Genomic DNA, 12760 nt, shown 5'->3' on the forward strand with positions numbered 1-12760 from the left:
CGTCCAGGCGGAACCTACCGTGCCTGATCGCGTATCGGCTCAGCGAGTGCGGAGGAAGGCCGGCTGCGGGTTGCCGTGATGCTGCGCGAAGTCTTGACACGTCCTGTTCGACTGCGTAGATATGACACCGCAGTCATGACAGCGCAGTCATACGGGACGCCGACGGGACATCGGCTCCTGGCGACTGGCTCTGACTCGCTAGGATCTGAGCCGCCGGACATCGGGAGACACCAATGACGCGAGTGGGAGGACAGGGCGGTAGCCCTGCCGCGCCGCGTGCCGTGGACGTGGCCCGGCTGGCCGGCGTCTCACAGAAGACGGTCTCCCGGGTCTTCAACGCCGAGCGCTACGTCTCCGACGACGTGCGCCGGCGTGTGCTCGGAGCCGCCGAGGAGCTCGGCTACCGGATGAACAGTGCGGCCCGGGCGCTGGCCTCGGGGCGCACTCGCTCCATCGGCGTGGTCACGCTGGGGACTGCCCTGTACGGGCCGGCCTCGCTGCTCATCGGCATCGAGCGGGCCGCCCGGGACGCGGGCTATGCACTCCGGGTCGTCAATACGCTGGAGGGCGACCGGGGAGGTGTCGCCGGGGCGGTGGAGTCGCTGCTCGAGCAGGGCGTGGACGGCATCGTCGTATCCGAACCGATCGACGAGTCAGACGAGGGATCGGTCTCCCTCAGTGTCGACGTGCCGGTGCTCGTGCTCGGTGCGCCCGCGACGTTCGGCGGTCCCCGGGCCGTGACCGCGGGGGTCGGTGCCGAGTCGCTGGCGCGGGCCGCCACCGAACACCTTCTGGACCTCGGCCATGTGACGGTTCATCACCTTGCCGGTCCGCAGCGGTGGTTCGCCGCCCGGGACCGGCTCGGGGGTTGGCGGGCGGCGCTGTCGGCGCGCGGCAGGCTGCAGCCGCCCGTCCTCGAGGGCGACTGGTCGGCCGCCTCCGGCTACGCTGCGGGGCGCGAACTCGCCTCTGCCGGTGACGTCACCGCGGTGTTCGCCGCCAACGACGACATGGCCATCGGTCTGATCCGCGCTCTGACGGAAGCCGGCCTGCGTGTGCCGGACGATGTCAGTGTGGTCGGCTTCGACGACATCCCCGTCTCCGCCTATGTCACGCCTCCGCTGACCACGATGCGCCAGCCCTTCGACGCCGTGGCGCACGAGGGGCTCCGCCTCCTGGTGCAGGCCATCGAGAAACCGGACGCGGAGCCGGCGCCGGCGAACGATCCGCCGGTCGAACTGGTCGTCCGTGCCTCGACCGCACCTCCGGTGGCCCGGACGACTCCAGCACGCGGGCGGCGCTCGGCCTCCCGCTCGAACGGCTCGGCACACGCACCACCGGCCGGGAACGGACCGCCCGCCACCGACTGAACAGCACCCCGGCCCGAGCGACACCCGCTCGCGCCGGAAGGTGAGCCCGCCTGCGGCCACCGCCCCTCAAAACCCTTCCACAACCGTGGACTTCCGCTGTACGGCACGTGACACGCGCGCCCGCCACAGCCCGCGCGACGCACACCCGAACATGGCGACCCCGATGCCCTGGTGACGACGTCCGCGCCTCGCCCTTCCTCACACCTCCCCACCTCTGCACTTCTCCCTTCCCACCCGTGCGACGCGCCCTCGCCAGGCGTGCCGTCCCCATGCCCACCGGCGGGAGTTCACCATGCCCCGATCCTTCGTTCCCACGTCCTCCATGAGCCGTCGGCGCTTCCTCGCCGCGACCGGAGCGCTGTCCCTCGGCGCGGCGCTTGCCGCGTGCGGCGGCGACGGCGACTCGGGCGGCTCCTCCGCCCCCACCGAGCCGGTCAGCCAGGCCGATATCGACAAGGCGATGAAGACGCCGACCCAACTGACGTTCTGGACCTGGGTCCCGGACATCCAGCAGGAGATCGCGCTCTTCGAGAAGAAGTACCCCGCGATCAAGGTCAAGGTCGTCAACGCCGGTCAGGGCGTCGAGCATTACACCAAGCTGCGCACCGCCCTCAAGGCCGGCACCGGCGCACCCGACCTCGCGCAGATCGAGTACCAGGCGGTCCCCACCTTCACGATCACGGACAGCCTGCTGAACCTGAGCCCGTACGGCGCCACGGCTCTGAAGGACCAGTTCGTCGACTGGACGTGGGGACAGGTCAGCGGACCCGGCGGCGAGGTCTGGGCGATCCCGCAGGACACCGGACCGATGGGCATGCTGTACCGCAAGGACATCTTCGACAAGCACGGCATCCAAGTGCCGGAGACCTGGGAGGAGTTCGCGGCCGCGGCCCGCAAGCTGCACAAGGCCGACCCGGACGTCTACCTGACCAACCTCGCGGCGAACGAACCCGCCGCCTGGCACGGCCTGCTGTGGCAGGCGGGCGCGAAGCCGTACGCCACCTCCGGCAAGAGCGACCTGTCCGTCAGCGTCGACGACGCGGTCTCCAAGAAGCTCGCCGAGTACTGGGGCGCCCTCGCGAAGGAAGGCGTCATCAGCACCGACCCGGACTTCACCGACGGGTGGTACACCGGGTTCAACAAGGGCAAGTACGCCACCTGGCTCACCGCGGCCTGGGGTCCGGCGTTCCTGTCCGGTTCGGCCAAGTCCACCGCGGGCAAGTGGCGGGCGGCGCCGCTGCCGCAGTGGGACGCGGCCAAGCCGGTCTCGGGCAACTGGGGCGGCTCGACGACCGCGGTCATCCGCGCCACCAAGAACCCGATCGCGGCGGCCCGGTTCGCCCAGTTCCTCAACAGCGACCCGGCGAGCGCCAAGATGTTCGCCACCAAGCAGTTCTTCTTCCCGGCGACCAAGTCCCTGCTCGCGGACCCGAGCTTCACCGGCGACGCGCCCGCCTTCTACGGCGGCCAGAAGGTCAACCAGGTCTTCGCCGACATCAGCGACACGGTCCCGACCGCGTTCCAGTGGCCGCCGTTCCTGGACCAGGCGGCGAAGGACTGGACCGAGACCGTCGGCAAGTCCCTCGCCGACCAGGCCGACACCGTCGCCGCCCTCGGCACCTGGCAGTCGCGGCTGACGACGTACGCCAAGAACCAGGGCTTCACGGTCAAGGGGGCCTGAGATGGCTGCCACCACCGCCGCATACGACAGGAAACCGCGTCGAGCCGGCCCGCCGCGCCGTCGGCTCGGCGGGCCGGGCCCGCTGTTCGTGGCCCCGTTCCTGATCCTCTTCCTCCTGCTGTTCCTCGCCCCGCTCGGCTATGCCGCCTACCTCAGCCTCTTCCAGCAACGCCTCATCGGCGGCACGGTCTTCGTCGGCCTGGACAACTACGTCACGGCCCTCAAGGACCCGCTCCTCCTGCACGGCATCGGCCGCGTGGCCCTGTTCTTCGTGATCCAGGTCCCGCTGATGCTGCTGCTGGCCCTGGTGTTCGCCCTCGCCCTCGACAGTGGTCTGCTGCGGCTGGCCCGCGTGATCCGGCTGGGCATCTTCGTGCCGTACGCGGTCCCGAGCGTGGTCGCCGCGCTCATGTGGGGTTACCTCTACGGCCCCGACTTCGGCCCGTTCGCCCAGCTGAGCCGGGAACTGGACATCCCGGCCCCGCACTTCCTCAGCGAGAGCTGGATGCTGGGCAGCCTGGCGAACATCGTCACCTGGGAGTTCGTCGGCTACAACATGATCATCCTGTACGCGGCCCTGCGCACCATCCCGCAGGACCTGTACGAGGCGGCCGCGATGGACGGGGCGGGCGCCTGGCGGATCGCCCGGTCGATCAAGCTGCCCGCGCTGCGGCCGGCGCTCCTGCTGACCCTGCTGTTCTCGGTGATCGGCAGCTTCCAACTGTTCAACGAGCCGAACCTGCTGATGAAGATCGCCCCGGACGTCATCAGCAGCTCCTACACCGCCAACCTCTACTCCTACTCCCTCGCCTTCACCGGAAACCAGCTCAACTACGCGGCCACGGTCTCCTTCCTCCTCGGACTGGTCATCGTCATCGCCTCCTACGCCGTACTGCTCACCGCGAACCGCAGGAGGGCCGCATGACGACCACCTTGCAGCCGCCGGCGACCGCAGCGGCCCCTGCCGCACCCAGGCGTCACCGGCCCGCCGCCCGCCGCCGCAGCACCCCGCTGACGATCGCCATGCTGGCGGCGCTCGCCTACTTCCTCCTGCCCCTGTTCTGGCTGCTGGTCGCCTCGACCAAGGGCACCCAGGACCTGATCAACAGCTTCGGCCTGTGGTTCTCCGACGCCCCGCAGCTCCTGGCGAACATCAAAGCCACCTTCACCCAGGACGACGGCGTCTTCGTGGACTGGCTGCTCAACACCGCCGTGTACGCCGTCGTCAGCGCGGTCGGCGCCGCCCTGCTGGCGGCCGCCGCCGGGTACGGGTTCGCCAAGTTCCGCTTCCGCGGCGACCGCGCCGCGTTCAACCTGGTCCTCGGCGCCATCATGGTCCCGGCCACCGCGCTGGCGATCCCGACCTATCTGCTGTTCGCCAAGGTCGGCCTGGTCAACACCCCCTGGGCGATCATCCTGCCCTCGCTCGTCAACCCCTTCGGCCTCTACCTCATGCGTATCTACGCCGCCGACGCGGTCCCGGACAGCCTCCTGGAGGCCGCCCGTATCGACGGGGCCGGGGAGGCCCGCATCTTCTTCCGGATCGCGCTCAGGCTGCTGGCTCCCGGCCTGGTCACTGTCCTGCTGTTCACACTCGTGGCGACCTGGAACAACTACTTCCTGCCGCTGATCATGCTCAACGATCCGCAGCTGTACCCCATCACGGTCGGCCTCTCCTCCTGGGCCGCGCAGGCGCAGAACGGGGGAGGCGGCGCCAGCAGCGACATGCTGCCGCTCGTCGTGACCGGCTCCCTGATCTCCATCGTGCCGCTCGTCATCGCCTTCCTCCTGCTCCAGCGCTACTGGCAGAGCGGCCTGGCCACCGGCGGCGTCAAGCAGTAACTCCCTCTCATTTCCCGGAGGTTCCTCCATGGCGGATCTGCCCGCCCGCGTCCTGTTCGGCGCCGCGTACTACCACGAGTACACGCCCGAATACGACCCCGAACTGCGGCCCGACGAACGGCTCAAGACCGACCTCGACCTGATGGCCGAGGCGAACTTCACCGTAATCCGGGTGGGCGAGTCGGTCTGGTCGACGTGGGAGCCGGAGAACGACCGCTTCGACCTCGACTGGCTCCAGCCCGTCCTCGACGGCGCCCACGAGCGCGGCATCTCCGTCATCCTCGGCACACCGACGTACGCCGTCCCGCCGTGGCTGGCCCGCCAGTACCCGGAGATCACCGGTGAGCACGCCACCGGACAGCGCATCGGCTGGGGCGGTCGCCAGGAGGTCGACTTCACCCACCCCGCCTTCCGCTTCCACGCCGAGCGGATCATCCGCAAGATCGTCGCCCGGTACGCCGACCACCCGGCGGTCATCGGCTGGCAGGTCGACAACGAACCGGGCCTGCACCTCTTCCACAACCAGGGCGTCTTCCAGCGCTTCGTCGACCATCTGCGCGAGAAGTACGGGGACGTCGAGACCCTGAACCGTGAGTGGGGCCTGGTGTACTGGTCCCACCGACTGTCCACCTGGGCCGACCTGTGGACCCCGGACGGCAACGTCCAGCCTCAGTACGACGTCGCCTGGCGGGAGTTCCAGGCCCGCCAGGTCACCGAGTTCATCGGCTGGCAGGCGGACATCGTCCGTAAGTACGCGCGCCCCGGCCACTTCGTCACCACCTGCATCTCCTACACCCGGCAGGGGGTCGAGGACGACGAGCTGTCCGCGCGGCTCGACATCGCCTCCGGCAACCCGTACTACGACATGCAGGACGGCCTCCTGCTCCCCGACCCCACACCTGACGATCACGAGCAGGTCTGGAAGACCACCGGTGTCTGGTCGATGTACCAGACCGCCGACTGGATGTTCTCCTCCCGCCAGGAGCCGTTCCTGGTCACCGAGACCAACGCGAGTTCCATCGGCTTCGCCTGGGACAACCGCCCCGCCTACGACGGTCAGTGGCGGCAGGCCGCCTGGGCGCACGTGGCGCGCGGCGCGCGGATGATCGAGTACTGGCAGTGGCAGACCCTGCGCTTCGGCGCCGAGACCTACTGGGGCGGCGTCCTGCCGCACAGCGGTCAGCCCGGCCGCTCCTATGCCGAACTCGCCTGCCTCGGCGCCGAGTTCGAGGCGGTCGGCCCGCTCGTCGCGGGGCTCGAACCGGACGCCGACATCACGGTGGTCTACTCGACGCCCAGCAAGTGGCTGATGCAGAAGCACCCACCGCTCGCGACCCCCGACGGAGAACCCGACCCCGCCGCCTACCATCGCATCCTCGACCCCTTCTACCGTGGCGCGTTCGAGGCGGGCCGCCAGGTGCGGATCGTGCACGCCCGCCAACTGCACGACCCGAGCGGCGCGCGTGCGGGCATGGCACCGGAGGAGGCCGCACGCCGTCACCCGGTGCTGGTCGTACCGGCGTTGTACATCGCCGCCGACGCGACCCTCGACTGGCTCACCGCCTACGCCGACGCGGGCGGCCACCTGGTCGTCGGCCCGCGCACCGGATACGCCGACCACGAGGCAAGGGCCCGGCTCGAACCGCAACCCGGACGCCTCGCCGAGGCCGCGGGCGTCACGTACGACGAGTTCAGCAACCTCGCCGCTGACCTCCCCGTACACGCCGTGCCCGGCGGCCCGCTCCAACTGCCGCAGGACGCGACGGCGACCCGCTGGGCCGACGGCCTGACCGTCACCGACGCCGACGTTCTCGCCGCATACGACCACCCGCACTTCGGCCGCTGGCCCGCGGTCACGACCCGCCGCCATGGCGCGGGCCGTATCACCTGCGTCGGCACGATCCCCGGCCGCTCCCTCGCCCGCGCAATGGCGGAATGGCTCGCGCCCTCCTCGATCAGCGGCTGGCGCGACCTGCCGGAGACCGTCACCGCGACGACCGGGACGTCCCCCGACGGACGCCGCGTCCACGTGATCCACAACTGGAGCTGGGAGCCGGCCCACGCGGTGGCTCCGGTGGAGCTGTCCGACCTCCTGGACGGCAGCAGCATCCCCGCGGGCACCGCGCTGGAACTCCGCGCCTGGGACGTACGGGTGTTCGTCACCGCATAGGCACCGACGGCCCGGGACGAGGGCCGCCGGCACAGCATCACCGTGGTCATCCCCAAAGGAGGGGCAATGCACAGAAAAAGGCTGGGAAGGGCGCTGGGAACCGTCGCCGCAGCATCCGCAATGCTGGCGATACCCGCGTCCGGAGCGCAGGCGTACAACCCGACGGGCGGGACCCTGTACCAGCTCGGGAACGAGCCGTGTCTGAAGGGGCGGGGCAACTGCGCGGTCTACCCGAAGTCGGCGCAGTTGCCGGGCGGGCGGCTGGTCGCGTCGTTCGAGAAGTCCACGGTCGTCGCGGAGACTGGAAGCGCGGACAAGCAGACGCTCCCGGTGTACAAGAGCGACGACCACGGGACGACGTGGCAGCCGCTGTCCGAGGTCAAGGCCCCGGCGTACCTTTCAAGCGACCCCCAGTACGCGAGGTACACGAGCAACTGGACCAACCCGTACCTCTACGTCCTGCCGCAGGACGTCGGGAACCTGAACCAGGGCACCCTGCTCCTCGCGAGTGTCGTGTCGGGCGACGACTACTACTACAAGGAGCACAAGGCCGCCGACCCCAACTGGACGCCGTCCAACGACGGCGACCGCAAGGACCTGGCGATCGCCCTGTACTCCAGCACCGACGACGGCGCGACGTGGAAGGTCGTCAACGTCGTCGCCACCGGCGGCTGGCAGGGTGGCAGCGCGGGCGCGACCGGCCAGAACATCGCCGCCGCGAACACGAACAAGCAGGTGGACCCGCTCTGGGAGCCGTACCTGATGGTCTACAAGGGCCAGCTCGTCTGCTACTACTCCGACGAGAACGACTACACCGGCTTCAACGCGACCACGGGCGTCCCCACCCTGGACCCCGCCAACGACACCGCGACGGACTCCAAGGGCCAGATCCTCGTCCACAAGACCTGGGACGGCCGCAGTGCGGCGTGGAGCGCCCCCGTCGTCGACATCGCCGGACTGACCCAGGACATGGGTGGCGGCAAGACGGAGATCGGAGGCGGACGGCCGGGCATGACGAACGTCGTCCGGACGACGGACGGCAAGTGGCTGCTGACCTTCGAGTACTGGGCCGGCGGAGCCAACACCAGGTACGTGCTTGCCGACGACCCGCTGAAGTTCTACCGCGGCTCCGCCACGGGCACCGGCGTCACCTCGTTGCCGCTCGACGCCGGTTCCCGTGCTCTCGCGACGGGCGGCAGTCCGGTGATCATCAGGCTTCCCGGCGGTCGCCTGGTCTACAACGCCGCCGGCAGCGGCAACGTCTGGGTCAACGAGAGCGGACGCGGCGACGGCGCCTGGAAGGAGTACCAGACGACCTCGCAGGCCGGATACAGCCGCAACCTGCAGTACGTCGAGGGCACCGGCCGCGTCTCCATCCTGAACAACCAGGGCACGTCGACGCTCCGCTTCGCCGAGGTCGACCTCGGCCACTCGGACGGCGCCTACCACCAACTGGTGAACCGCAGGACCGACCAGGTGATCGGCACCGGAAACAAGACCAATGACGCGAACATCGGCAACGGAGACGTTCCCGACGTCCGCCTGGAGGCGCCCGGCTCGGTGGCGAACGGCGACACCCAGTTCTGGCACGTGGTGACCGAACCCAACGGTGGCGTGAGTCTTCTCAACAAGTCCGGCGGCCGCGCGGCGGCCATCTGGACCGGGAACGCGACCGTCGGCCAGCGGATCGGCCAGTGGGTCGACAACAGCTCCACGGGCAGCTGGAACCTCATCAAGACCGCCGACGGGTTCTACAAGCTGCAGTCGGTCAAGAACACGAGCCTGTACCTGACCGGTGCGACCGCCGGCGCGCCGCTGACCCTGCAGAACGCGGTCAACGACGGTTCACAGGACTGGGAGCTCGTCCAGTAGGCCCCGGCCGCACGTACGACGGCCGGAGGTGAGACGTCTCCGGCCGTCGTTCCGGTGCGTCTAGGTTATGCCGTGACGTCCGCTCAACTCGGGGAGCACCCATGGCAATTGAACGTCCACTCATCAACAGCGGCGTGCCGCACTCCGCCCGGATCTGGAACTACTGGCTCGGCGGCAAGGACTGCTACGAGATCGACCGGCAGGTCGGCGACCAGATAGCCGGTGCCAACCCGGCGATCCTCGACATTGCCCTGGCACAGCGGGCGTTCCTCGTCAGGACGGTGGAGTACCTCGTCGGGGAGGCCGGGATACGCCAGTTCCTCGACGTGGGTACCGGCCTGCCCACCGCGAACAACACCCACGAGGTCGCCCAGAGACTGGTCCCCGAGACCCGGATCGTCTACGTCGATCACGACCCGGTCGTCCTGGCCCACGCCGAGGCCCTGCTCACCAGCACGCCCGCGGGGGCCACGGACTACATCGACGCCGACCTGCGCGACCCCGAAGCCATCCTGGAACAGGCCGCCAAGACACTGGACTTCACCCAGCCGGTCGCGCTGATCCTGCTGGGCATCACCGCCCACATCACCGACGACACCGTCTACGACATCGTCGGCCGCCTCATGGCCGCCCTGCCCTCCGGCAGCCACCTCGTGCTGTGCGACGACACCGAGGTGCTCAACCCGCGGCAGATGCGCGAAATGATCGAGCAGTGGAACGAGGCGAGCGACAACCCCCGTGTCAACCGCAGCCCGGAGGAACTAGCCAGGTTCTTCGCGGGCCTTGAGCTGCTGGAGCCCGGCGTGGTCTCCGTCTCCCGGTGGCGCCCCAGCGAGCCCGGTGGGCAAGCTCCCGCCGAGGTCGACGACTTCGGCGGTGTGGCCCGAAAGCCGTGACGTCCACGCCGCTGGTGGGACAGTGCGAGGTGCGCTGTCCCACCTGGGATGGGGGACTTTCGGGGCTCAGCTCGCTGCGGCCTCCTGAAGCTGTGCGACCTGGCCTGCATTCAGCTCCAGGTGCGTGCCGGTGAAGCGGGTGCGCAAGCGGCGGTCGTGGGTGACGACGACCACCGCGCCCCGGTAGCCGGCCAGGGCTCCTTCCAGTTCCTCGACCAGGGCGGGGGAGAGATGGTTGGTGGGCTCGTCGAGCAGCAGCAGGTCGACGGGTTCGGTCACCAGGCGGGCCAGTTCGATGCGGCGCCGTTGCCCGTAGGACAGTTCGCTCACTTTCAGGCGCAGGTCGGAGGGGCTGAACAGGCCGAGCGACAGGAGGTGGTCGGTGTGCTCGTCCAGGTCGCCTCCGCGGTCGTACGCGAACGCCTGGGGGACCGTGAGGCGGGGCGGCCACGGAGTCTCCTCCTGCCTCAGGTGCCCGACCCGGCCCCGCGTGCGCACCGTCCCCTCATCGGGCCGCAGCTCACCCGCCAGCACGCGCATCAGTGTCGTCTTGCCGGCGCCGTTGGGCCCGGTGATCAACAGCCGCTCCTCGCCGCCGACCCGCAGTGACGGCACGTGCAGCCGGTCCCCGACCCGGATGCCGGTGAGCTCCGCTGCCGCCTGCGAGGTCCGGCCGTCGGCAGTCGCCATGCGGGCGGCGAACACCAGCGGTTCGGGCGGCGGCGCCACCGGATGGTCCGTCAGTCGTTCGACGCGTTCCTTCGCGTTGCGGATGCGGCTCATCGCCCCGTGGCCGCGGCTGCGGGCGCGGAAGCCGCCTTGGCCGAACACGGCGAACGGCAGCTTGCGCGGGATCGCCTCCAGACGAGCCACGTTCGTGGCGGCCAGCTTCTGGTTGCGGGCCAGCTCCGCGCACCAGTCCTCGTACTCCCGCAGACGGCGCCGCCGCTCGGCGGCTTTGGCGGCGAGGTAGCCGTCGTAGCCGTCGCCGTAACGCGTCACCTTGCCGTCGCCGACCTCCAGGATCGTGCTGGTGACCCGTTCCAGGAACACCCGGTCGTGGGTGACCGCGAGCACGGTGCCGCGATGCGCCCGCAGATGGGCCTCCAGCCAGCCCACCGCCTGATCGTCGAGATCGTTGGTCGGCTCGTCCAGCAGCAGCAGCTCGGGCTGGGACGCGAGGGTCGCGGCCAGCGCCAGCCGGGACCGCTCACCGCCCGACAGGGTGCCCAGGGTCCTGTCCCGTGCCAGACCAGGCAGCCCGAGGCCGTGCAAGGCGATGTCCACCCGGGCGTCGGCCTCGTAGCCGGCGCGCGCCTCGTACTGGGCGACCAAGTGGCCGTAGCCGTCCAGCGCCGCGGTGAGCTCCGCTCCCGCCAGGCCCTCGAGTCCGGCCTCGGCGCGGCGCATCCGCGCTTCGAGATCGCGCAGGTCGGCAAGGGCCACATCCACCGCGTCCTGGACGCTCGCCTCGGGTGGGAGGGCGAGCGACTGGGCGAGATGGCCGACGCCGCCGGGCGCGATCACAGTCAGCTCGCCGTTGTCGGGCCGGTCCTGACCGGCGATCAGTCGCAGCAGGGTGGATTTTCCTGCTCCGTTGTCGCCGATGATGCCGGCCTTCTCGCCCGGTTTGACGTTGAAGGACACGTCGTCCAGTACGACGTGGTCGTCGTAGCGGCGGGTGACGTGCTGAAGAGACAGCTGTGCAGTGAACATGGAAAGTCCCCAGTTCTCGGCCGAACCGATCGGAACGGGCGGATGGACGCATCCGCGCACGCCGGATCACTCCGCTGCACGCCGGGCAGGCGGCGTCACGGGAGGAGCGCAAGCACGGATGAGAACGCGCGACGGGCGGAGCCGAGCTCAACGCGGTCGCGCGGGGACTGTCACAGAGAACCCATGCGCAGCACCGTAGGCCGGAAATCTGCGCGCCGGCAAGTCCTTTTCCTGGCGGCGAACCCGGCCCACGTGACTGTGCGTCAGTTCCGTGACGTCAGGATGCTCAACGAGTTGGCGGCGACGATGGCGCCGATGCCCGCCCACTCCGGCCCGCCCAGACCCTGGCCCAGGCCGACCCAGCCGACCATGGCCGCGAGGACCGGGTTGACGCTCATGAACAGGCCGAAGACCCGGGGCGGCACATGCCGCAGGGTGAACAGGTCCGCGAGGTAGGGCACGGCCGAGGCGAGGACACCGGCCGCGACCGCGCAGGCGACGGCGTCGGCTGTCGGCGGATGCCGTACGGCGACGGTGATGCCGATCGGCAGGAACATCACGGCGGACAGGCCGGCCGCGGCGGCCGCGCCCTGGGCTCCGGGGATGCGCCGGCCCACCGTGCGGTTGAGCAGGATGTACGACGCCCAGCAGCCGGCGGCCAGCAGGCCCAGGGCCATCCCGAGGTAGTCGGTCGAGGGCTGTGGGCGCATCAGGGTGACGACGCCGGCCGCGGCGATCGCCGCGCAGCAGACGTCCGTGCGGCGGCGCGAGGTGGCCAGGGCCAGGGTGAGGGGCCCGAGGAACTCCAGGGTCACCGCCAGACCCAGGCCGACGCGGTCCATCGCGGAGTACAGCGAGAGGTTCATGGTGCCGAACACCAGGGCCAGCAGGACCACCGGCCACCACTGGTGCCAGGTGAACGAACGCAGCCTCGGCCTGCCGACGGCCAGCAGTACCAGGGCGGCGACGTACTGGCGTACGGCGACGACGCCGACGGCGCCGAGGACGGGGAAGGCGAGGGAACCGATCGCGGCGCCGGTCTGGGTGGACAGACCGCTGCCGATCATCGTGGCCACGCCTGCGAGACGGCCACCGGGGTGCCCGGGGTTCTCGACGGGCCGGGCCGCCTGGGTCGCCGGGGCCGCCTGGGCCGGCGCGGGTGCGGGTCGAGTGCGCATGAGCCGATCGTGCGGACTTCCGATCTTTGCGCAAA

At 70.1% G+C, this 12760-nt stretch carries 9 protein-coding genes; 7 read left to right on the top strand and 2 right to left on the bottom strand.

The features are described 5' to 3' along the window. The first annotated feature begins 233 nt into the window (after positions 1 to 233). The 7 genes from ADL12_RS00815 to ADL12_RS00845 all read left to right on the top strand — a co-directional run bounded on the left by ADL12_RS00815 (position 234) and on the right by ADL12_RS00845 (position 9831). A complete protein-coding gene (locus ADL12_RS00815; RefSeq protein WP_062697314.1) occupies positions 234 to 1370 on the top strand; it encodes a LacI family DNA-binding transcriptional regulator in 1137 nt (378 codons plus the stop codon). 292 nt (positions 1371 to 1662) lie between these two features. Then, positions 1663 to 3051: an extracellular solute-binding protein gene (locus ADL12_RS00820; RefSeq protein WP_062697316.1), complete on the top strand. Its 1389-nt coding sequence runs from the start codon at positions 1663 to 1665 to the stop codon at positions 3049 to 3051. A gap of 1 nt (position 3052) precedes the next feature. Continuing rightward, complete coding sequence (locus ADL12_RS00825; protein WP_062697318.1) at positions 3053 to 3976, top strand: carbohydrate ABC transporter permease; 924 nt, start codon at positions 3053 to 3055, stop codon at positions 3974 to 3976. After that, positions 3973 to 4893 (top strand): carbohydrate ABC transporter permease, encoded by a 921-nt coding sequence (locus ADL12_RS00830; protein WP_062697320.1) that lies wholly within the window; start codon positions 3973 to 3975, stop codon positions 4891 to 4893. The genes ADL12_RS00825 and ADL12_RS00830 overlap by 4 nt, the downstream gene beginning before the upstream one ends. Positions 4894 to 4921: 28 nt before the next feature. Next, entirely contained in the window at positions 4922 to 7063 is a 2142-nt protein-coding gene (locus tag ADL12_RS00835) for a beta-galactosidase (protein ID WP_062697322.1), read from the top strand. A gap of 66 nt (positions 7064 to 7129) precedes the next feature. Continuing rightward, positions 7130 to 8935 carry an RICIN domain-containing protein gene (locus ADL12_RS00840; RefSeq protein WP_062697324.1) on the top strand — a complete coding sequence of 602 codons (1806 nt, stop codon included), beginning with the start codon at positions 7130 to 7132 and terminating at the stop codon, positions 8933 to 8935. A gap of 101 nt (positions 8936 to 9036) precedes the next feature. Further along, the gene (locus tag ADL12_RS00845; RefSeq protein ID WP_062697326.1) at positions 9037 to 9831 is read left to right on the top strand and encodes an SAM-dependent methyltransferase; all 795 of its coding nucleotides are present in this window, start codon (positions 9037 to 9039) and stop codon (positions 9829 to 9831) included. 66 nt (positions 9832 to 9897) lie between these two features. Here the strand turns inward: ADL12_RS00845 and ADL12_RS00850 are convergent, their stop codons facing one another. Together ADL12_RS00850 and ADL12_RS00855 are read right to left on the bottom strand one after the other, a co-directional pair. After that, positions 9898 to 11547 carry a TlrC/CarA/OleB/SrmB family ABC-F type ribosomal protection protein gene (locus tag ADL12_RS00850; RefSeq protein ID WP_062697328.1) on the bottom strand — a complete coding sequence of 550 codons (1650 nt, stop codon included), beginning with the start codon at positions 11545 to 11547 and terminating at the stop codon, positions 9898 to 9900. Between the two features lie 263 nt (positions 11548 to 11810). After that, a complete protein-coding gene (locus ADL12_RS00855) occupies positions 11811 to 12725 on the bottom strand; it encodes an EamA family transporter (protein WP_079051774.1) in 915 nt (304 codons plus the stop codon). Positions 12726 to 12760 lie beyond the last annotated feature (35 nt).

Origin of the sequence: Streptomyces regalis, assembly GCF_001509475.1 — a bacterium.
Classification (GTDB): domain Bacteria; phylum Actinomycetota; class Actinomycetes; order Streptomycetales; family Streptomycetaceae; genus Streptomyces; species Streptomyces regalis.